Raw genomic sequence first — 21504 nt, forward strand, 5'->3', positions numbered from 1 at the left:
GCATCTGAGCTTGCGCAGTCAATTGTTCCGTGGCAACTGGAGCTCGCCTCTCGACGTCGGTGTCGTTTGCGCACGGGGAGGTCTGTCGTCGCTGAAAGCTGCGGCTTCGCTGAGTATTCGGCTGATTGTGGAGCGGCTCTTGTTCAGTTCGTTCGCGATGCGGGTGGGATTCCAGCCGTCGAGGTGATGGTGCGTCAGGGCTTTGGCGACGAGTTCGGGATCTCGACGCCGAGCCGGGTCCCGTGCGCACAGTCGCAGTGCGAGTTGAGCAAATTCTTGATCCTCGGAACTGGGTGCGAGCGCAATGGTGTGGGCGTGCTCGGGCGCCGGAGGCGTTATCCGCGTAGGGTCCACTCCGTCCGGCAACAGATCGGCGATCGGCTCTACGGGCTCGACGGCGTGTGCACGCTCTGGGCCGTGGGCGGAATGGGCGAGCGCAAGCAATGCCACGGTGGCCTGTGCCATGGACCCTTCGATGATCACAGGCCACAGCCACGCTTCCGCCTCGGGTACTCCGGCAGTGATGGCAAGGGAGCGTAGGGCGGTGAACGACAGCCAGAACGCGCCCGAGGCGATGAGCACGGTCATCGCGGTCGCGACCCACCGGGTGGCGCGGGTCGCGGTGTGCGCACGCGCGAGCACCGTCACCCCGTGCACAGCGGCGAGCAGCGCCAAGGGCGGGATGACCGCAACAGCGGCGGCCACGACCGGTAACGGTGTGTGGTGCAGGAGAGCTTGGGTAGCGTTGCCGGTGATGCTGACGGTGGCCGCAACGGCCAGCACGGCCCAGAAGAAGCCGTGCGCACGCGATTTCGGTGTGTCGGCCTCGTGATGCGCCGTGTGCACGGCGCCGGTGGATGAGGTGCGAGCGTGATCGGTCATGAGTGGGTCCCTCCGATCGTGGTGTCGGCGTGCGGACGGTCCGGTCGGTCGTGGCGGTAGGCGGGGGCGAGCGGATGGGGTTCGCCGGTGAGAACGGCTACCGCGGCGGCGATCTCGTGTAGGTGTGCTTTGACGTAGGTGGTGGTGACGCCCGCGTTCTTGCCGCGGTGTCCCGCGTATGCGCGGGCTACGGCGTAGCTGAAGGTCCGTTCGACCCACGTGAGGGTGGTGTGGCGCAACCAATGCATGCTGACGCCCTGGGCGGTGACCCACGGCAGTTCCTCACCGACGCGGTCCCAGATGTGGTCGTAGCGCCGGGAAGTGATGGGTTTGCCGTTGCGGTAGCGCAGCAACTGTTCCGAGCGTGGGCTCCCGCGTTCGGCCGCGTGCTCCTCGAGGCCCCGCATCAGGGTCGGCGACACCGGCTGCCACCGGTCGCTGCCGTCTTTCTCCCGCAGGTAGATCAGGCACTGGTCGGGGTCGAGGTCGTGCGGACGCAGTGTCAGGGAACCGCTGCGGCGGCAGGCGGTTTCGATGTGCAGGCGCAGCGCCAGCGCGTCGAGTTCGGGGTCGTCGCCGGTGGTCGCGGCGGTGGTCCAGATTTCGGACAGCTGATTCGATCCGATCGCGTACCGCTGTGACGGGCGTCGTGTCGGGCGGGCGATACGGCGGGCGGGGTTGTCTACCGGCCGGATCCAGCCGGAATCCTCGGCGAACCGATAGACACATCGCAGGGCGCTGACGAAATTCTCCGCAGCGCCGGTACCGCCGCGCGAGGCCCGGTTGGTACGTGCTTCGGTTTGGATCCGGCGGGCCATGTCCTCGAACTCGGCCTTCGCCGGTTCGTCCAAGCGCTTCTCGGCACAGTGGATGAGCAGGTGGGTGAAATGGGTTTCGTAGGTACGTAGGGTGCCCGGCGACAGCCGTGCCCGCACCTTCGGGATGACCTCGGCGAAGGTCGGCACCGTCGTGCCGGGGTCGACGAGATCAGCAGGGGAGATACCCATCTGGGTCAACAGCAACCGCGCTGCGGCGAGGGTGTCGGCGGTGACCGGCGAGTGGCTGGAGGTAGTCATCGGTGGGCCTCGCTCACCAACGTGATGCTCGGCGCGCACAGTTCGTCGAGTGCGGCCGGTGGGTGGATCAGCAGTTGACGGCTGGTGCGGTGGGCGATCAACAGGGCGCGGTCACCGATGTCGAGCCTGATCCGGCGGCGCAGTCGGTAGGGGACCCGGAAGTAACCGCCCTCGGCGAACACGAGTTTCCCGTCGAATGCGGGGCGGGCCAGCAAAGCACCGGCATCGAGACATGTCAATTCGAGCCGGATCCCCGGCTGCCATTCGAGTGCGGTGAACACTGTCCGGTCCACGATCCGGCCCCCGGAGCCGACCGTGCACATCCCGTACCGGATGTGCCCGTTTCGGGGACGGACCGAGCGGTTCGTGACTTGTGGTCCTGAAACGAGTTCCTGCAACGGGGTCTGCGGCGGGATGACCGGTGCGATCACCGCTGATCGCTTCCGTCAGCAAACATCCGGGATACGGCACAAATGACGGGAAATGGCATCCGCGCCACCGAAAGGCGCAGGTCAGAGTGGGAAATCACAGCTCAGGCTCCTGGGATAAAGGGCCCTCGCGCACACTGCACGAATATCTGTCACGAATGACGGAGATCTGTGCGCGAGAGGGGACTTGAACCCCTACGTCCGTGGACACCAGAACCTAAATCTGGCGCGTCTGCCAATTTCGCCACTCGCGCTTGATGGTACGACCGTCCAAACTCTACCGGCCTTGACCGCGATCGCGAAGCTCATGTGGCGAGTGTCGTACTCGCCGGTAACCCGACCTGGGATTATAACGGTTTCGCAACGGTCAACATGAGGAGCGCTCATGTTTCGTACGCGTTGGTAACTGAAACGACCTGCGGGTTCAAATATGAGGAAGGGTCATGTTCCTAATAATTCTGGCACTTTCGTACCTGAATACCGAGGGGTAAGAGTGGGGGTCGGGGAGAAACGTGAGGATTTCCTCATGATTCTGTGGAATCCTCGCCCATAACAGGCCTAGAGGTTGCGGAGTAGTGCGAACCGGAGGGAGCGACGCACCGGACAGGGGTGTGTTGCCAGGAGAAGGAAGTCGAAGCGTCTTGACGATCAACGAGAGCACCGAGACCGGGACCGGACCGAGCGCGAAGGCGACCCCCCAGCGGGATGGGGTGCGGGCGCCGCTGTTGGATCGTCTGCTGGACGGAGCGCCGTACGCGCTCGCGTTCGGAGGACAGGGCGCCCAATGGCTCGGCGAATTGGAAGAGATCGGGCGTGACAGCGCGCTGGAGCCGGAGCTGACCGACCTGGTCAATGAGGCCGCCGCGATGCTGGAACCCGTCGCGCGGCAACTGCTGGTCGTGCGTCCCGTCGGGTTCGACCCGATCGCGTGGATGCTCGAGGAAGAGCTCGTCGACGCCGATCAGGGTGAGACCTCGGGCGCGCCGTCGGAGGCCGTGCTGCGCAGTGCCGCGGTCTCGATGCCCGGTGTGCTGCTGGCGCAGCTCGCCGCGTTGCGCGCGCTGCGGTTGCAGGGACTCGATCCGGCCGAAAACGCCCCGGTGGCCGTCGTCGGTCATTCTCAGGGACGGCTGGCCGCGGCGGCGGTGGAAACCGGCGGCGCCCGCGACGCGGAACTGCTCGCCATCGCGCAGTTGGTCGGCGCGGCGGGCAGCCTGATCGCACGGCGGCGCGGGCTGATGCCGGTGGGCGAACGCTCCTCGATGGTCGCGGTGTCCAATGTCGACCCCGAACGGCTGCGCGAGGTGCTCGCCGAGGTGTCGGCCGGTGTCGATCCGAACGCCGCCGCGGTGATCTCGATCCGCAACGGACGCAGGCGCGTCGTGCTGTCGGGCACCCCGGCCCAGCTGGACCGGGTTCGTCAGCGCTGCACCGAGATCCACGACGAACAGACCAAGGCCCGCGAGGCCAAGCAGTTCGGCGGCGCGGTGTTCGCCCCCATCTTCGAGGACCTGCTGGTCGACGTCGCCTTCCACCACCCGGCACTGGCCGAGACGGTGGATGTGGTGACCGGCTGGGCCGGGCAGTGCGGGATCGACCAGGAGCTGGCCGCGAGGCTGGCCGAGGAGATCCTCGTCGATCCGGTCGACTGGGTCGGCACCGTGGACGAGGTCGTCGCCGCGGGCGCGGAATGGATTCTGGATCTCGGCCCGGGTGATCTGCTGAGCCGGGTCACCGGCAGTTCGCTGAAGGGGACCGGTGTCGGCATCGTCGCGGCGGCCACCCGCGCGGGACAGCGCAGCCTGCTGACCCCGGGCGCCGCGCCCGAGGTCGCCCCCGCGTGGTCGGCGTACGCGCCGCGCCCGGTGCGCCTGCCGAACGGTCGGATCGTCGTCGAGACCTCCTTCACCAAGCTCACGGGTCGCTCGCCGATCCTGCTCGCGGGTATGACCCCGACCACCGTCGACGCGAAGATCGTCGCGGCCGCGGCGAACGCCGGGCACTGGGCGGAACTCGCGGGTGGCGGTCAGGTGACCGAGCAGATCTTCGCCGACCGCGTGGCCGAGCTGAAGACGCTGCTGCATCCCGGACGCGCGGTGCAGTTCAACTCGCTGTTCCTCGACCCCTACCTGTGGAAACTCCAGCTCGGTGGTAAGCGCCTGGTGCAGAAGGCGCGCAGTGCGGGCGCGCCGTTCGACGGCGTCATCGTCACCGCGGGTATCCCGGAACTGGAAGAGGCCGTCGCGCTGATCCAGGAACTCACCGAGGTCGGCATCTCGCACGTCGCGTTCAAGCCGGGCACGGTCGCGCAGATCCGCGCGGTGCTCCGCATCGCGGACGAGGTCCCCGATTACCCGGTGATCATGCATATCGAGGGTGGTAAGGCCGGCGGTCACCATTCCTGGGAAGACCTCGACGACCTGTTGCTCGAGACCTACGCGGAACTGCGTAAACGCGCCAACGTGGTCATCTGCGTCGGCGGCGGCATCGGAACGCCGGAACGCGCGACCGAATACCTGACCGGCGCCTGGTCGGACGCGCACGGCTACCCGGTGATGCCGCTCGACGGCGTGCTGGTCGGCACCGCGGCCATGGCGACCCTCGAAGCCACGACGGCCCCCGAGGTCAAGCAGCTGCTCGTCGATACCCCCGGCACCCCGGATTGGGTCGGCGCGGGCACCGCGAACGGCGGAATGGCCTCGGGCCGTAGCCAACTGGGCGCCGACATCCACGAGATCGACAACGCCGCCTCGCGCACCGGCCGCCTGCTGGACGAGGTCGCGGGCGATTCCGACGCGGTCGCCGAACGCCGCGAGGAGATCATCGCGGCGCTGAACGCCACCGCCAAGCCGTATTTCGGCGACGTGGCCACCATGACCTACCTGGAATGGCTCGAGCGCTACGTCGAACTGGCCGTCGGCCTGGACCGCCGCAAGGATTTCGACTGCGGCAGCGATATCGGCGACGCCATCATCGACGCCACCCGCTCGGTGTGGCTCGACATCACCTGGCGCGACCGGTTCGCGGAGATGATCCGGCGCACCGAATCCCGGCTCAACCCGGCCGATCGCGGTGAGATTCCCACGCTGTTCGCCGCCGACGACGCCTTCGAGCGTCCGGTCGACGCGATCTGCGCGCTGAAGGAGCAGTACCCGACGGCCGAGCGGACCCTGCTGCATCCGGCGGATGTGCCGTTCTTCGTCACCCTGTGCAAGATCCCGGGCAAGCCGGTCAACTTCGTGCCCGTCGTCGACGGCGACGTGCGTCGCTGGTGGCGTTCGGATTCGCTGTGGCAGGCACACGACCCGCGCTACTCGGCCGATCAGGTGTGCGTCATCCCCGGCACCGTCGCGGTCGCGGGCATCACCCGCGTCGACGAACCGGTCGGCGAACTGCTCGACCGCTTCGAACAGGACACCGCGTACTCGCTGGTGCGTTCCGGTGTGGTCCCCGGCCAGGTCGACGCCCGTCGCGCCGCCGGGGTGACCAGCGGCCCGGTCGACGTGGTGCTGGCCGCGCCCGATGTCGAATGGTCGGGACGCACCACCATCAACCCGGTCCACCGCCTCGGCGCTCCGGCCGAGTGGACCGTGGACAGCAAGGGCGCGGTGCACCCGCGCACCGGTGCGACGCTGGTGGAGATCACCGGTGCCGACGCCGAGAACTCCTACGTCGAATTGAGTGTTCCGCTGCTCGGCCGCGATGCCGTGCGGATCCGGATCACCGTCCCCGCCTCCCTCTACAACGGTGGCGCGCCCGTCATCACCGAGGCCGACGCCGAAACCGCCATGTCCGCGCTGCTCGCCGTCGCGGCGGGGCAGGCGCTGCCCGAGGTCAAGGGCGGCGTCGCCCACCTCAATGTCGCGTGGACCCCGGATCTGATCGCCGACCACGCGGGCGTCACCGGTTCGGGTCTGCCGTCCTCGCTGAGCACGCTCGGCCGGACCGTGCCCGATGTGCTGGTCGGCGCGTGCTGGCCCGCCGTCTTCGCGGTGCTGGGCGCTACCCGCACGGCCGACGGCGCGAGTGTCATCGAAGGCATGCTCGACCTGGTCCACCTCGATCACCGGATCGAACTCGACGGCGAACTGCCCTCCGAGACCAGCGTTCTCGTGGTGCGCGCGACGGCGGGCGAGACCGTCGACACCGATATGGGTCGCGTCGTCGAGGTGACGGTGAAGATCACCGGCATGCTGGACAAGCCCGAGACCGGGCTGTCCATGCCGACCGTCGCCACGCTGACCGAGCGTTTCGCCATTCGTGGCCGCAACGGCGCGGGAGAACTCTCCGATCCGCCGCGTGCGGCGGGCACCGTCTCCGACTCCGCGACCGACACCCCGCGTCGCAGGCGTCGTGACGTCACCATGGTCGCCCCGCGCGCCATGCACGCCTTCGCCGCGGTCTCGGGTGATCACAACCCGATCCACACCAGTGAATCCGCCGCGAAGCTGGCCGGACTCGGCAGCCCGATCGTGCACGGCATGTGGCTGTCGGCCGCCGCCCAGCACGCGGTGTCGGCCGTCGATCCGGAGAGCTCGGTTCCCGCGCGCACCGTCACGGCGTGGACCACCCGGTTCCTCGGCATGGTCCGTCCGGGCGCGCAGATCGACGTGCGCGTCGAGCGCGTCGCGGTGGACGCGGGCAGCGAGATCGTCGAGGTCTCCTGCCGCACCGGCGGCGACCTGGTGATGACCGCGACCGGTCGCACCGCCGCCCCGAAGACCGTCTACGCCTTCCCCGGCCAGGGCATCCAGCGCAAGGGGATGGGTCTGGACGCCCGCACCCGGTCGAAGGCGGCCAAGGAGGTCTGGGAGCGCGCCGACAAGCACACCCGCGAGGCGCTCGGCTTCTCGATCCTCGCCGTGGTGCGCGACAACCCGACCTACCTCAAGGCGCGCGGCGTCGAACACCGTCATCCCGACGGCGTGCTGCACCTGACCCAGTTCACCCAGGTCGCGATGGCGACCCTCGGTGTCGCCCAGGTCGCCGAACTGCGCGAGGCCGGAGCCTTCGTCGAAGGCGCCATGCTGGCCGGACATTCGGTCGGCGAGTACAACGCCCTCGCGGCGGTGGCGGGCGTATTGCCGCTCGAGGCCGTCCTCGAGGTGGTCTTCCAGCGTGGTTCGGCCATGCACGAGCTGGTGCCGCGTGACTCCAAGGGCCGCAGCGACTACCGGATGGCCGCCATCCGGCCGTCGCAGATCGGACTGCCCGACGACGAGGTCATCGACTTCATCACCGGTGTCGGCGAGCGGGTCGGCGAATTCCTCGAGGTCGTGAACCTCAACCTGCGCGGTTCGCAGTACGCGATCGCGGGCACGGTCGCGGGTCTCGAGGCGCTCGAGACCGAGATCGACCGTCGCCGTGCCGAATTCGGTGGCAAGCGGGCCTTCATCCTGGTTCCCGGCATCGACGTGCCCTTCCACTCGACCGTGCTGCGCAAGGGCGTTCCCGAGTTCCGGCACAAGCTCGAGCAGCTGCTTCCGGCGGATCTGCACCCGGAGGTCCTGCTCGGTCGCTACATCCCGAACCTGGTGCCGAGGCCGTTCTCGCTGGAGCGCGCCTTCGTCCAGGAGATCGCGGATCTGGTCCCGTCGGAGCCGCTGGCCGCCGTGCTCGCCGACTTCGACAGCTGGGCGCAGCGCCCGACCGAACTGTGCCGCGTGGTGCTGATCGAACTGCTCGCGTGGCAGTTCGCCAGCCCGGTGCGCTGGATCGAGACCCAGGATCTGCTGTTCACCGATACCGCGCACGGCGGGCTCGGGGTCGAGCGGTTCGTCGAGATCGGTCTCGGCGCGACGCCGACCGTGGCGAACCTGGCGAGCCAGACCCTGAAGCTCCCGAGCTTCGGCACCGCCACCGTCGAGGTGCTCAATATCGAGCGCGAGGCGGGCATCGTCTACTCGACCGATACCGATCCGGCCCCGGCCGACGAGCCGGAGGAGGCCGCTGAGACAGTCGCAGCGGCTACTCCCGCCGCCGCACCGGTCGCCGCGGCGCCCGCGGCCCCGGTCGCGAGTTCCGGCGGACCCCGCCCGGACGACATCGCCTTCACCGCCGCCGACGCCACCCGCGTGCTCATCGCGCTGTGGACCAAGCTGCGGATGGACCAGATCGGTCCGGTGGACACCATCGAAGGTCTGTGCGACGGCGTCTCCTCCCGGCGTAACCAGCTGCTCGTCGACCTCGGCGCGGAGCTGTCGCTCGGTGCCATCGACGGTGCCGCCGACGCCGACATGGGCGCGCTCTCGGCCACCGTGGAACGGCTGGCACGTACCTACAAGCCCTTCGGCTCGGTACTCTCCGATTCGATCGGCGACCACCTGCGCAAGGTGTTCGGCCCGTCCGGGCGCAGGCCCGCGGCCATCGCCGAACGCGTGAAGAAGGTCTGGGAACTCGGCGACGGCTGGGCCAACCACGTCACCGCCGAGGTCTCCCTCGGCACCCGCGAAGGCGCCAGCGTGCGCGGCGGCGATCTCGGCGGACTCGTCGGCGGCGCGCTGGGTGACGGCGCTTCTGTCGACGCGGCCATCGACGCCGCGGTGCAGTCGGTCGCGGCCAGGCGCGGTGTGGCGGTCTCGCTGCCCGCGACCGGTGGCGGCGGTGGCGGCACCGTCGACGCGGCGGCGCTGGGTGAGTTCACCGAGCAGATCACCGGACGCGACGGCGTGCTCGCCAAGGCGGCCAGGGTGATCCTGAGCGAACTCGGCCTGAACGAACAGCTCTCGGCGGTCGAGGCCGCCGACGAATCGCTGGTCGATCTGGTCTCGGCCGAATTGGGTTCGGACTGGCCGCGACTGGTCGCGCCCGCGTTCGACGCACGCAAGGCCGTTCTCATCGACGATCGCTGGGCCACCGCCCGCGAGGATCTGGCCAGGCTGTGGCTGGCCACCGATACCGACGACGTGGCGATCGACGGTTTCGTCGGCGCGGGCGAAGCGGTTGCCGCACAGGCGGGTTGGTGGCGCGAGCGGGCCAAGCACGAGGCCCGTTCGGTGCTGGCGGGTGTCTACGGACGCATCGCCGAAGCGGCCGCGCAGACCGACGAGCCCGGCGTGTGGTCCTCCGATATCGCGGTGATCACCGGCGCGAGCAAGGGTTCCATCGCGGCGGCGGCCACCGGCCGTCTGCTCGGCGGCGGCGCGACCGTGATCGTCACGACCTCGAGCCTGAACGACGAACGTCTCGCCTTCTACCGCACGCTCTACCGCGAGAACGCCCGCCAGGGTGCCGCGCTGTGGGTCGTGCCCGCGAATATGGCCTCCTACCAGGACATCGACGCGTTGATCGACTGGGTCGGCAACGAGCAGGTCGACAACGCGGGCGGCGCGAAGGTCAAGATCAAGGACGCGATGACGCCGTCGCTGCTGCTGCCGTTCGCGGCGCCGCGGGTCGCGGGCGATCTCTCCGACGCGGGCCCCCGCGCCGAAATCGAGATGAAGGTGCTGCTCTGGTCGGTCGAGCGGCTGATCGGCGGCCTGTCCGCGATCGGCGCCGACCACGATGTCGACGCGAAACTGCACGTGGTGCTGCCCGGTTCACCGAACCGCGGCATGTTCGGCGGTGACGGCGCGTACGGCGAGTCCAAGGCCGCGCTCGACGCCCTCGTCGCCCGCTCGCGGGTGGAGAAGTCGTGGTCCGCGCGGGTGACCCTGGTGCACGCGCTGATCGGCTGGGTGCGCGGCACCGGGCTGATGGGCCACAACGATCCCGTGGTCTCGGTGGTGGAGAAGGCCGGTGTGCACACCTGGTCCACCCTCGAGATGGCCGACGAACTGCTCAAGTGGTGCACCTCGCGTGCCCGCCAGGTGACCACCACCGGTCCGCAGCAGATCGACCTGACCGGCGGTCTCGCCCGGGTCAAGCTCAACCTTCCCGAACTGGCCAAACAGGCCGCCGAGGAAGCCGCCGCGGCGGAGGAGACCGACGAGACGGGTGCCGTGACCATCTCGGCGCTGCCCGCGCCGCCGACCCTCAGTTCGGCGCTTCCCGTCCCCGAATGGGGCGAGGTGACCGCCGATCTCGCCGATATGGTCGTCATCGTCGGCGCGGGCGAACTCGGCCCGTACGGGTCCTCGCGCACCCGCTTCGAGGTCGAGGTCTCCGACGAGCTGTCCGCCGCAGGCGTGCTGGAGCTGGCCTGGACCACCGGCCTCGTCACCTGGGAGCAGGATCCCAAGCCGGGTTGGTACGACGTCGAATCCGGTGATTTCGTGCCGGAATCGGAACTGGCCGAGCGCTATCACGACACCGTGGTCGCCCGTTGTGGCGTGCGCCGCTACGGCGACGACGGCGCCATGGTCGACAACGCCGCGCCGCTGATGACCTCGGTCTTCCTCGATCAGGACCTGTCGTTCACGGTGGGTGGCGAGGCCGAGGCCCGCGCCTTCCACGCCGCCGATCCCGAGCACACCGTCATCACCCCGGTCGCCGATTCCGGCGACTGGACCGTGACACGCAAGGCGGGCACCGAGATCCGGGTGCCGCGCAAGGCGAAGCTCTCGCGCACCGTCGGCGGGCAGATCCCCACCGGCTGGGATCCGACCATCTGGGGAATCTCCGCCGATATGGCGTCCTCGGTGGACCGGGTCGCGCTGTGGAACATCGCCTGCACGGTGGACGCGTTCGTCAGCTCCGGGTTCAGCCCGGCCGAACTGATGAGCTGGGTGCATCCGAGTCTGGTCGCCAACACCCAGGGCACCGGCATGGGCGGCATGTCCTCGATGCGCTCGCTCTACGTCGACAACCTGCTCGGCGAGCCGCGCCCGAACGACATCCTGCAGGAGGCGCTGCCGAACGTGGCGCTCGCGCACGTGGTGCAGTCCTACGTCGGCAGCTACGGCGCGATGGTGCATCCGGTCGCGGCCTGCGCCACGGCGGCGGTATCGGTCGAGGAAGGCGTCGACAAGATCAGGCTCGGTAAGGCCGAGGTCGTGGTCGCAGGCGGTTTCGACGATCTCGGTATCGAGGGCATCGTCGGCTTCGGCGATATGTCGGCCACCGCGGATTCGGCGGTCATGAGTGCCAAGGGCATCAGTGACAGGTACTTCTCCCGCGCCAACGACCGTCGTCGCGGCGGATTCGTGGAATCGCAGGGTGGCGGTACGGTTCTGCTCGCCCGCGGTGACGTCGCGCTCGAACTCGGCCTGCCCGTGCTCGGTGTGGTGGCCTACGCGCAGTCCTTCGCGGACGGCGTGCACACCTCCATTCCGGCGCCCGGACTCGGCGCGCTCGGTGCGGGTCGTGGCGGACGGGAATCCCGCTTCGCCGCCGACCTGCGCAAACTCGGTGTGGGCGCGGACGATATCGCGGTGATCTCCAAGCACGACACCTCCACCGCGGCCAACGATCCCAACGAGTCCGAACTGCACGAGCGGCTCGCGGCGGCCATCGGACGCACCGAAGGCGCTCCGCTGTTCGTCGTCTCGCAGAAGAGCCTGACCGGACACGCGAAGGGCGGCGCGGCCGCGTTCCAGCTCATCGGCCTGTGCCAGGTGCTGGAACAGGGTGTGGTGCCGCCGAACCGGAGTCTGGACTGCGTGGACGAGAAGATGCGGGAATACCCGCATCTGGTGTGGGCACGTGAACCGCTGCGCTTCGGCGACAAGTTCGGGCTGAAGGCGGGTCTGGTGACCTCGCTCGGCTTCGGGCATGTCTCCGGACTGCTCGCGGTGGTACATCCGCAGGCGTTCGTCGCGGCGATCGAGCCGGGACGGCGCGAGGAGTACCAGCGCCGGGCCGAGCAGCGTCAGCTCGCCGGACGGCAGCGTTTCGCCGAGGCCATGTGCGGCGGCACACCGCTGTACGAGCGTCCCGCGGATCGCCGCCTCGGCGGTGAGGGCACGCCCGCGGCCAAGGTTCGCCAGCTCGAAGCGGATATGTTGCTCTCGGCCGAGGCCCGCCTCGCCGCGGACGGCACGTACCGGGCGAACGGCTTCGGTTGCAACACAGGTCAACCCGCTGTCGACGGTTCGGCCCCCGTCGGGCCCGCCGCGTCGTAGGCTGCGCGTTCGTGACGATCCTCGGTATCGGTTTGGACTTGGTGACTATCTCCGAGTTCTCCGAACAGCTCGAACGTGCCGGAACCACCATGCTCAGGGAGAGTTTCACCGCCGGTGAACGGCGGTACTGCCAGAGCAAGGGCACCGACCCGGCGCGCAGTTACGCTGCGCGCTGGGCGGCCAAGGAGGCGGTGATCAAGGCGTGGGCGTCGTCTCGCTTCGCCCGCAGCCCGCAGATCGGGGACAACCCGTATCCGCTGATCGAAGTGGTCAACGACGCGTGGGGCAGGCCGAGCATCAAGCTGCACGGCCTGGCCGCCGAATTCCTGCCCCGGGTCAGGGTTCACCTGTCGCTGACCCATGACGGCGATACGGCCGCGGCCATGGTGGTGCTGGAGGATCCGGGCGAGCTGGCCGATCTGATCGAAGGGCGTGCGGGGCTCACCTAGCACGCGTGGCGGAAAGACTCAGGGCGGACCGGATCATCCGGTCCGCCCTTTCGTCGTCGTCGGCGTGCGCCGTCAGCGTTCGCTGGCGCTGCGGGATTCCTTCTCGGCCACCAACAGGTACGCCACCATCAGGCGTTTGAGTTCGGAGACCGCTTCGGCATTGCTCTGCTCGTCCTGAACGGAGAAATTCAGCATCGAGTAGACGACGTGCACGAGTACTTCGGCCATCATGGTGCGGCGCGGGCGCGGGGTTCGCGGGGTCAGCGGGCGCAGCATCTGCGAGACGACCTCGGCGAACTCCTTCTCGTGGATCGCGCCGGTGGCCCGGGTGGACGGGGTCGACTGCATCGCCAGCCAGACCTCGCGCCGGGACGGATCGGTCAGCCACAGATTGGCGAGGTGGTCCACGAACTGGTTCATGTGCCGCAGCCAGTCCAGCGAGGGGACTTCGCCGTGGAAATCGGCCAGTTCCTGGGAAACCGCCACCAGGTCTTGGCGATTGAGCTCGCAGACGATGACGTATTTGTTCGCGAAGAACTGGTACAGGGTGCCGATCGGTACCTCGGCGCGTGCCGCCACCTCTTCACAGGTGAACGATTCGAATCCGACCTCTACCAGCAACTCTCTGGATGACTGCAACAAGGCGTCGAACTTGCGTTTGCTTCGTTCCTGCGTCGGGCGGCGCCGCGGCATGAGCTCCTGCGGGTCGTCCTGCAGCTCCAACGCGGGGTCCAGGTGCCGCTTTGCCCTGGCCTCCGTGTGTACATCCACCCACTCAGGCTAGCGGTACCGACGGGTACGCGACACGCGCAGTGGATTCGCGTGTTCGGTTCTGTCACATTTCATGACCCATCCGGAACCGATGTGGTTCCGAACCTATAACGAGCGTGCGTGGATTCGAACGCATCGAACGCTCGGGAGATGGCAGAAGACGATCAGAAAGATTGCCAGAAGACGCGGACGGCGGGTCCGTGAGTCGCACCGGGAAGGCATATCTGTGGTAGCTCGATCTGTGGTTACACTCGGCGTCTCCACCGAACGCGGCGCCGTGCACGCGGTAGCGCTCGCCGATTCCGACGACCGACTGCCCGAGCGGGTGCTGGCGCACCGGGTGGAACGGACATTCGGTGACACCAAGGCGGACGTGGCGGCCGCGGTCGAGGCCGCGATGGACGAGGTCGCCGCCGAAATCGGTCCCGATCAGGAGATCGGTGGCACCGCGGTGGTCTACCGCGATCCCGCCGAGCGCCGTGCCATCGTCACCAGGCTGGCGACCGGTCCCTGGCAGTCCACCTCGCTGGTGTCGACGAAATCGGCGCACCTGAGCGTCGCCGCGATGATGACGTGGCTCAAGGAATTCGACCACCTGCTCATCTGCGAGGTGGTGCCGGGACATCAGTCGTTCACCCTGGTCGATCGGGCCCGCAGCCGGGTCCTCGCCGCGACCAGTCAGGCGGGCGGCGCCACCCGCGAATCCCTCGGCGCCGCGGTGACCGCGGCGTGGGATCAACTGGAGGCGGCCGGTGTTCGCCCCGACGCGGTCGTGTTGATCGGCTCGGGTGCGGAGGTCGTTCCGGTGCGCGCCGCCCTGGAGCGGTTCGGAGCGCCGGTGCTGCCGTGCACCTTCGCCGCGTCCGCGCCCGCTGTGGGCGCCGCGCTGACCGTTATGGCCGCCGATACCGAAGGCGTCGCCGTGGCCGTGGAGCAGGGCCGCTACGGGCGCGGAACCGCCGCGCTGTTCGCGGCGGCCAGCGTGCTGGTCGGCGGAGTGACCGCGGGCGGGATCTACGCCGTGAACGCGCTGTCGGAGACGGCATCACCGGTGGCCGCCGATATGAGCGCCGTCGTCGATTCGCACGGGCGGACCGACGGCTCGGTGAACGGTCCGGCCACGTCGGCAGATTCGCCGGTATCGCCGGTGCATCCCGGATCCGACGCGGGCCGCACGCCCGCCGCGGGAACGGCGTCGCGGGTGGGCGAACCCAGGATGTACAACACCACCGACACCGGATCGTCGCGGTCGAAGGTGATGCCCGAGTGGCCGGGGACGTACACGCTGCCACTGGATCCGGCGGAATCGGAGCACGAGCCGGAGACCGCCGCCGTGCCCGCGGCGCCGGGTAGCGGCGTGCCCGAGGCCTCGACCGAATTCGCGGCGCCCAGCGATTTCATGCTCTTCCCGGGCGAAGCGCCGCCCCCGCCCGCGTTCACCGTGGAATCCCAGCAGTGGTGGGACAACCACTTCCGCCAGTTGATGACCTGGGCCGCCCAGCAATTCACGGCTGCCTGAGCACGAACGTCGAAAGGTCCGGCCCCCTCGGTGCCGGACCTTTCTCGTGCGCGTGGCCTCAGTCGGTGGTGCGTCGCGTGAACAGCGCTCCGGCCGCGAGATAGCCCGCCAACGCGATCCCCGCGCACCACGCGACCGCCAACAGCGCGCTGTCGCCGATCGGCGTGCCCATCAGCAATCCGCGCACCGTTTCGATCACCGGTGTCACCGGCTGGTTCTCGGCGAACCGGTGCAGCCAGGTCGGCATCGATTCCGGCGGCACGAACGCGCTGCTCACGTAGGGAATGAAGGTGAACGCGAAGGAGAAGCCGTTGGCCGCCTCCGGATTCTTCGCCAGCAGACCGAGCGCGGCGGCGACCCAGGACAGCGCGAGCACGAACATCGCGATCACCGCGAGCGCGCCCGCCCAGCGCAGCGGATCGGAAGTCGGACGGAAGCCGAGCGCCACCGCCACCACCATCACCAGGCTGGTGGTGATCAGATTCCGGATCAGACTTTCGGCGACGTGCCCGGTGAGTACCGCCGAACGCGCGATATCCATCGTTCGGAACCGGTCGATGATGCCGTCCTTCACGTCGGTGGAAATACTCGCCGCGGTGGTTCCCGCGCCGAACCCCGCGCACAGCAGGATGATTCCCGGCACCACGTAGTCGATGTACGGTCCGGGGCCGACGTCCATCGCGCCGCCGAAGACGTAGACGAACAGCAGCAGGATCAGCACCGGAAGCGCGATGGTCATGATCATGGTGTCGGGGCTGCGCAGGGTGTGGCGCAGATTGCGGTCGAGCATGGTGCCCGAATCCTTGGCGGCCCGCAGGGTGCGCTGGGCGGGGGACAGTGTGGTCATGGTGTCGTCTCGTTCGGTGGGCGCGGTCAGGAGACCGGAGCGGGATGGGTGGGGTGACCGGTCAACGCGAAGAAGACATCGTCGAGGTCGGGAATGTGGACGGTGAGCCGTTCGACGGTGACGTCGAGTTCCTCGAACCGGTCGAGAAGGCGTTTCACGTCACCGGCGTTGCCGTCGGAGGGCACCTGCAGGGTCAGCTGATCGTGATCGGCGGCGCCCGCCCGGTCCCCCACGGCGCGGATACCGGCCTCGAGTTGTCCCACGTCGCCGAATCGCAGCTGGATATGGCCGCCGGGGGCGCGCTGTTTGAGTTGCTCCGGTGTGCCTTCGGCGACGACCACGCCGTGGTCGAGCACCGCGACACGATCGGCCAGTTGATCCGCTTCCTCGAGGTATTGGGTGGTGAGGAAGACGGTGACGCCGTCGGCGGTGAGACGTTGGATGACCTGCCACAGTTCGCGGCGGCTGCGCGGGTCGAGGCCGGTGGTCGGTTCGTCCAGGAAGATCAGGTCGGGTCCGCCCATCAGGCTCATCGCCAGATCGAGGCGACGGCGCATACCGCCGGAATAGGTTTCGGCGCGCCGGTCGGCGGCGTCGATGAGCTCGAATCTGTTCAGCAGTTCGGCGGTGCGTTCGGCGATCCGCGCGCGTTCCAGATGCAGCAGTCTGCCGGTGAGCCTGAGGTTCTCGGCGCCGGTCAGCACATTGTCGACCGCCGAGTACTGCCCGGTGACGCCGATTCTGCGGCGTACGGCCGCGGGTTCGTGGATCAGGTCGTGGCCGAGGACGCGCACGTCACCGGTGTCGGGCTTGCTGAGCGTGGCCAGGATGCGGATCAGCGTGGTCTTTCCCGCGCCGTTGGGGCCGAGTAGCGCGAAGACGGTTCCCGCGGCCACGGACAGGTCGATTCCGGCCAGCACCGTGTGCTCGCCGAAGGTCTTCGTGAGGTCCCGCGTGGTGAGCGCGGGCCGGGATCGGGATGTCATGGAGTCTCCTCGATAACTGTTTATGTAATAAACTCTGTTTATAGAGTAAACAGTTATCGGGCGCAAGTGGTGGACCGGGACGAGAAGGGCCGGCGGTACGGGCCAGAATGGGGATCGACGCCGGGCCCGTTCGGCGCCCGGAGCCCCACGTGGCGGAGAGGAGCCGGAAGTCGATGGCGACGTCCGAGGAAGCGGCGATCCCGAAAGCCATCGCGCTGTTGTGGGGGCTGGACGTGCCCGGCGGGCGCGGGCCCAAACGCGGCCTGACGCTCGATCAGATCCTCGACGCCGCGGTCGAGGTGGCCGACGCCGAGGGCTATCAGGCGCTGTCGATGAACCGGGTCGCCACGCAACTGGGGTTCACGGCGATGTCGCTGTACCGCTACGTGGACAGCAAGCAGACGCTGGTGGACCTGCTACTGGACCGGGTGGTCGGCACACCGCCGACGATCGCCCCCGACACGCCGTGGCGCGAGGCACTGTGGCAATGGGCGATGGCGGAATACGCCGCGATCGAGCGGCATCCGTGGTGGCTCGACATCCCGCTCATCGGCCCGCCCATGGGACCGAACAATATGCAGTGGCTGGAGACCGGTCTGCGCGCGCTGGCCGCCACCGAGATACCGGTCCCGGTGCGGATGCAACTGGTGATGAATCTGTCGTTCTTCGTGATGGGCCGGATGCGCCTGGCGCGCGGCCTGACGGTCGATACCGGCGGCGAGGACGACTACGCCGAGGTAATGCAGCAGCTGATCGATCCGCGGCGTTACCCCAACGTGGTCGCGGCACTGTCCTCGAACAGTTTCGACGACGACATCGACTGGAACAGAGCCGATTTCGAATTCGGTTTGGCCCGCCTGCTCGACGGCTACGAGAGTTTCGTCCGAGGGCTCTAGCGCGGGATCAGACCGACAGGTCGCGGCGCAGCTTGGCGACGTGGCCGGTGGCGCGCACGTTGTACTGGGCGACCTCGATCCGGCCCTGCTCGTCGACCAGGAAGGTGGACCGGATGACTCCGGTGACCTTCTTGCCGTACATGGTCTTCTCGCCGAACGCGCCCCACTCGGTGAGCACGCTCTTGTCCGGATCCGACAGCAGCGGGAAGGTGAGCTGTTCGGCGTCGCGGAACTTGGCCAGTTTGGCGGGCTTGTCGGGGGAGATCCCGATGACGTCGATGCCCGCGCCACCGAGGTCGGTGAGATTGTCGCGGAAATCGCAGGCCTGTTTGGTGCAGCCGGGCGTGCTCGCGGCGGGGTAGAAGTACACGATCACCTTGCGGCCGCGGTAGTCGGCGAGCGAGACCTCTTTGCCGTCGGCGTCGGCCAGCGTGAACGCGGGGGCGGTATCGCCCGCGGAGAGTCGTTGGTTGTCGGTCACGCCCTGCACGGTAACCGAACATACCGACACCGGGCGTGCGGATACACTCGTCCGCGAGCCCTGGTGACTCGCGGACGGCCTGCACTTCGCGCCTGGTCCGCGCCCGGTGGCGCCGAATTCGACAGGAGGACATTGACGTGGCTAGGGATACCGACCGGATCGAGCGCGATATCGAGGAGGCCCGCACCCGGCTCGCGAGCACCCTCGACGAACTCGCGGTGCGCGCCGACCCGCAGCGGATCGCGGGCGACACCAAGCACATGGTGCTGGCGAAGCTGAACGAGCCGAAGGTGAAGTACAGCCTGATCGGCGCCGGTGCCGTCGTCGTCGGCCTGGTTCTGCTCAAGATCTTCCGCTGACCGGAGACGGTCGATTCGGGTCGGTCGACCCGAGGCATACGAAAAAACACCCGGTGTGGCCAGGAGGGCCACACCGGGTGTTCTGTCTTCTGCGGTGGTCAGACCGTCGGGCAGGCGAATCCGTCACCGTCGGGATCCAGGTGCGGTCCGTAGCCCGGTTCCCCGCGGAACAGGGGGGCGCGACCGGCGGCCTTGGCGTCCTCGCAGTTGTTGAAGGCGCCTCCGGTGGAACCGGTCTGCGACAGACCGGCCGAACCGGTTGCGGCCGAGCCGGTATCGATGGCGGATGAACCCGTCCCTGCCGAACCGGTGGGTGCGGCGATGGCGGCCGGGGCCGCCAGGAGGGTCAGGCCCGCGGCGGCGGCGCTGACGGTGAGCCGGCGAACGTTCATGTATTCCTCAGTGTCTGGTGCGGTGGATGTTGCGCCGAGGGGGCGACGCCGCATCCACCTTCGTGACGCTCAGGTCAGTTGTCAACCGCGCGGACTATGAATTAGGGCATTAGGGGATACCGCGCAATCCCGCTATTCGCCGATCACGGTGCCGCGCACGTGCTCTGCTGGAATGTTGCCCATACGCCCCGCCTGGTAGTCCTCCATGGCCTGGATGATCTCGGCCTTGGTGTTCATCACGAACGGCCCGTACTGGATGACCGGCTCACGAATGGGCTGTCCGCCGAGCAGCAGGACTTCGAGGTCTCCGGTCACATTGTGTTGCTCGGAATCAGCCGAGAGGGTGATAGTGGACCCGGGCCCGAACACGGTGAGCTGTCCTTCGGTGAGGGGATGGCGCTGTGAACCCACTGTTCCGCTGCCGGATAAAACGTATGCCATTGCTGTAAAGTGTTGCGGCCATGGCATTTCCAGCTGTCCGCCGGGACTGATCGACGCGTGCGCGTAGGCGATGGGCGTGTAAGTCGAACCGGGGCCGCTGAATCCGCCGATCTCACCCGCGATGACGCGCAGCAGCGCGCCGCCGTCGTGCGAACTGACCAGGGTCAGCTTCGAGGCGTCCAGATCCTGATAGCGCGGCGGCGCCATCTTGAGCGCGCGGGGCAGATTCACCCAGAGCTGGATGCCGTGGAACCAGCCGCCGGTCGCGACCAGTTCCTCCGGTGGCACCTCGTCGTGCAGGATGCCCGACCCCGCGGTCATCCACTGGGTGTCGCCCTCGCTGATGGTGCCGCCACCGCCGTGCGAGTCGTGGTGGACCATGGCGCCGTCGAGCATGTAGGTGACGGTCTCGAAGCCGCGATGCGGATGCCACGGCGCGCCCTTGGCCTGGTGCGGCTCGTAGGCCACCGGCCCCATCTGGTCGAGCAGGATGAACGGATCCGCCGAACGCAGATCAAGGCTCGGGAACGGCCTGCGCACCTCGAATCCCGCACCCTCCAGCTGCTTGTGCGCGGTGACGATCTTGTCGACCGGACGTTCCGGCGCGGTCCGGTCCGGCCTGGGCAGGCGGGGCAGGATCATGATGTCGTCGACGGTGATGGCGGGCATTGGGCACCTCCGGGAGATTATCGAGGCGAGGCTATTGCGGCGGTTGGTGTCCATGTCAACTAACGCAGGGCTAGGATAATTCCCGTGGTGCAGTGGTTGAGCGATGACGAGCAGCAGACCTGGCAGGCCTATGTGCGCCTGCGGCAGCGGATGGACGCGGCCATCGCGGCAGGCCTCGCGCGCGACGGACTGTCCGCCGCCGACTACGAACTGCTGGTCGCGCTCTCGGCCGCACCCGACGACAGCCTGCGCGCCAAGGAATTGGCCGCCGAGGTGTGCTGGGAGAAGAGCAGGTTGTCGAAACACTTGGCGCGCATGGCATCTCGCGGTCTCGTCGACCGCACGCCTGCCGCTGACGATGCCAGGGGCATCCTGGTCCGGCTGACGCCGCAGGGTCGCGCCGCCATCGAGCGGGCGGCGCCGAATCACGTCGAACTGGTGCGGGCACTGTTCATCGAACCGATGAGCTCAGACGAGGCCGCGGCGATCCGCTCGCTCGCAGACCGGGTGGTGCCGGTGGCCGAGCGGTCGGCGCCGCTGGACGTGCCCTGCCCGTGATCAGCCCGTCGACCAGGGCTTGACCGGCGGTTTCACCCACAGGATCTTCTCCTCGGCGTGTGCCCGGCTCCCCGCGGGGTGACCGGGGTTACGCACCGACCACGCCTGTTTCTCGTCCAGCAGCCGGGCGACGACCGTCCAGGTCTCGTCGGTACTCGGCGGATTGGTGTCGGCCGCCCGCGCCACCTTGCGCCGGACGGTCGCGGGCAGGTCGAGCAGTTCCGCGCCGCTGATGTCGCGGTCCCAGAGATAGGCGGCCAATCGGCGCGCCTTCTCGGCGCGGCGGCTGACCGACGCGTCGGTATGCGCGTAATCGGCCACGTCGAGCATCGTACGCCGGTAGCCCCCGGCCTTCGATCTCTCGATCGGAGGCCGGGGGCTACCCGAGAACGCGTGTGACTCAGTACGCCGAGTCGACGTTGTCCATCGTGCCGTAGCGGTGCGCCGCGTAGTTGCAGGCGGCCACGATGTTGGAGACCGGGTTCCAGACGTCGAACGGGGTGCCCTCGACGTGGTAGGTGGCGAAGGTGGGGTCGATCACCTGGAGCAGGCCCTTGGACGGGATGCCCATGGCGGCGTTGGAATCCCACAGGTTGATCGCCTGGGGGTCACCGGTGGACTCGCGCATGATGTTGCGGTGGATGCCCTCGTAGGTGCCGGGGATTCCGTTGGCGGCCATGATGTCGAGGGCCTGGTGGATCCAGCCGTCGAGATTGTTCTCGTAGACCGGCGGCGCGGGGGCGGGCATC

Annotated in this window: 17 protein-coding genes and 1 tRNA gene; 6 read left to right on the forward strand and 12 right to left on the reverse strand. The window is 68.3% G+C overall.

Annotated features, from left to right (window positions below):
• Positions 1-18: 18 nt before the first annotated feature.
• The 4 genes from JZ792_RS28895 to JZ792_RS28910 form a co-directional block, all read right to left on the reverse strand.
• Positions 19-882: a DUF2637 domain-containing protein gene (locus JZ792_RS28895; protein ID WP_216915359.1), complete on the reverse strand. Its 864-nt coding sequence runs from the start codon at positions 880-882 to the stop codon at positions 19-21.
• Positions 879-1958, reverse strand: coding sequence for a tyrosine-type recombinase/integrase (locus JZ792_RS28900; protein ID WP_216915361.1), 1080 nt, complete (start codon positions 1956-1958; stop codon positions 879-881). The genes JZ792_RS28895 and JZ792_RS28900 overlap by 4 nt, the downstream gene beginning before the upstream one ends.
• Entirely contained in the window at positions 1955-2251 is a 297-nt protein-coding gene (locus tag JZ792_RS28905; RefSeq protein WP_216915363.1) for a hypothetical protein, read from the reverse strand. The genes JZ792_RS28900 and JZ792_RS28905 overlap by 4 nt, the downstream gene beginning before the upstream one ends.
• 307 nt (positions 2252-2558) lie before the next feature.
• Positions 2559-2640: transfer RNA gene (locus JZ792_RS28910), tRNA-Leu, on the reverse strand.
• Between the two features lie 387 nt (positions 2641-3027).
• Between JZ792_RS28910 and JZ792_RS28915 the strand changes: the two genes are divergently transcribed.
• Together JZ792_RS28915 and acpS are read left to right on the forward strand one after the other, a co-directional pair.
• Positions 3028-12387, forward strand: coding sequence for a type I polyketide synthase (locus JZ792_RS28915; protein ID WP_216915365.1), 9360 nt, complete (start codon positions 3028-3030; stop codon positions 12385-12387).
• A gap of 11 nt (positions 12388-12398) precedes the next feature.
• Complete coding sequence (gene acpS / locus JZ792_RS28920) at positions 12399-12836, forward strand: holo-ACP synthase AcpS (RefSeq protein ID WP_109523943.1); 438 nt, start codon at positions 12399-12401, stop codon at positions 12834-12836.
• A gap of 72 nt (positions 12837-12908) precedes the next feature.
• On the opposite strand, the gene JZ792_RS28925 is transcribed toward acpS, so the two are convergent.
• On the reverse strand, positions 12909-13529 hold the full coding sequence (locus tag JZ792_RS28925) for a TetR/AcrR family transcriptional regulator (protein ID WP_232839577.1): 621 nt from the start codon (positions 13527-13529) through the stop codon (positions 12909-12911).
• Between the two features lie 319 nt (positions 13530-13848).
• Here JZ792_RS28925 and JZ792_RS28930 point away from each other — a divergent pair, with 319 nt between their 5' ends.
• Positions 13849-15126 carry a DUF7159 family protein gene (locus tag JZ792_RS28930; RefSeq protein ID WP_216915367.1) on the forward strand — a complete coding sequence of 426 codons (1278 nt, stop codon included), beginning with the start codon at positions 13849-13851 and terminating at the stop codon, positions 15124-15126.
• 58 nt (positions 15127-15184) lie between these two features.
• On the opposite strand, the gene JZ792_RS28935 is transcribed toward JZ792_RS28930, so the two are convergent.
• Both JZ792_RS28935 and JZ792_RS28940 read right to left on the reverse strand, forming a co-directional pair.
• The gene (locus tag JZ792_RS28935) at positions 15185-15973 is read right to left on the reverse strand and encodes an ABC transporter permease (RefSeq protein WP_216915369.1); all 789 of its coding nucleotides are present in this window, start codon (positions 15971-15973) and stop codon (positions 15185-15187) included.
• Between the two features lie 26 nt (positions 15974-15999).
• Complete coding sequence (locus tag JZ792_RS28940; protein ID WP_216915371.1) at positions 16000-16959, reverse strand: ATP-binding cassette domain-containing protein; 960 nt, start codon at positions 16957-16959, stop codon at positions 16000-16002.
• Positions 16960-17132: 173 nt separating this feature from the next.
• Between JZ792_RS28940 and JZ792_RS28945 the strand changes: the two genes are divergently transcribed.
• Positions 17133-17855, forward strand: a complete 723-nt coding sequence (locus JZ792_RS28945) for a TetR/AcrR family transcriptional regulator (protein ID WP_216915373.1) — start codon at positions 17133-17135, stop codon at positions 17853-17855.
• Positions 17856-17862: 7 nt separating this feature from the next.
• Here JZ792_RS28945 and bcp read toward each other — a convergent pair whose 3' ends face one another.
• The gene (bcp, locus tag JZ792_RS28950; protein ID WP_216915375.1) at positions 17863-18336 is read right to left on the reverse strand and encodes a thioredoxin-dependent thiol peroxidase; all 474 of its coding nucleotides are present in this window, start codon (positions 18334-18336) and stop codon (positions 17863-17865) included.
• A 137-nt stretch (positions 18337-18473) separates the two neighbouring features.
• Between bcp and JZ792_RS28955 the strand changes: the two genes are divergently transcribed.
• A complete protein-coding gene (locus JZ792_RS28955) occupies positions 18474-18695 on the forward strand; it encodes a DUF3618 domain-containing protein (RefSeq protein WP_216915377.1) in 222 nt (73 codons plus the stop codon).
• A 98-nt stretch (positions 18696-18793) separates the two neighbouring features.
• On the opposite strand, the gene JZ792_RS28960 is transcribed toward JZ792_RS28955, so the two are convergent.
• Positions 18794-19087: an excalibur calcium-binding domain-containing protein gene (locus JZ792_RS28960; RefSeq protein WP_109523936.1), complete on the reverse strand. Its 294-nt coding sequence runs from the start codon at positions 19085-19087 to the stop codon at positions 18794-18796.
• A gap of 132 nt (positions 19088-19219) precedes the next feature.
• The gene (locus JZ792_RS28965; protein WP_216915379.1) at positions 19220-20197 is read right to left on the reverse strand and encodes a pirin family protein; all 978 of its coding nucleotides are present in this window, start codon (positions 20195-20197) and stop codon (positions 19220-19222) included.
• Between the two features lie 84 nt (positions 20198-20281).
• On the opposite strand from JZ792_RS28965, the gene JZ792_RS28970 reads away from it, so the two are divergent.
• On the forward strand, positions 20282-20755 hold the full coding sequence (locus JZ792_RS28970; RefSeq protein ID WP_216915381.1) for a MarR family winged helix-turn-helix transcriptional regulator: 474 nt from the start codon (positions 20282-20284) through the stop codon (positions 20753-20755).
• Here JZ792_RS28970 and JZ792_RS28975 read toward each other — a convergent pair whose 3' ends face one another.
• Both JZ792_RS28975 and JZ792_RS28980 read right to left on the reverse strand, forming a co-directional pair.
• Positions 20756-21085 (reverse strand): hypothetical protein, encoded by a 330-nt coding sequence (locus JZ792_RS28975; RefSeq protein WP_216915383.1) that lies wholly within the window; start codon positions 21083-21085, stop codon positions 20756-20758. It abuts the gene before it with no gap.
• Positions 21086-21155: 70 nt separating this feature from the next.
• Positions 21156-21504, reverse strand: a 349-nt coding sequence (locus tag JZ792_RS28980; protein WP_216915385.1) for a transglycosylase SLT domain-containing protein, incomplete at its 5' end; no start/stop codon positions are given.

Source organism: Nocardia noduli (genome assembly GCF_019038455.1).
GTDB lineage: Bacteria > Actinomycetota > Actinomycetes > Mycobacteriales > Mycobacteriaceae > Nocardia > Nocardia noduli.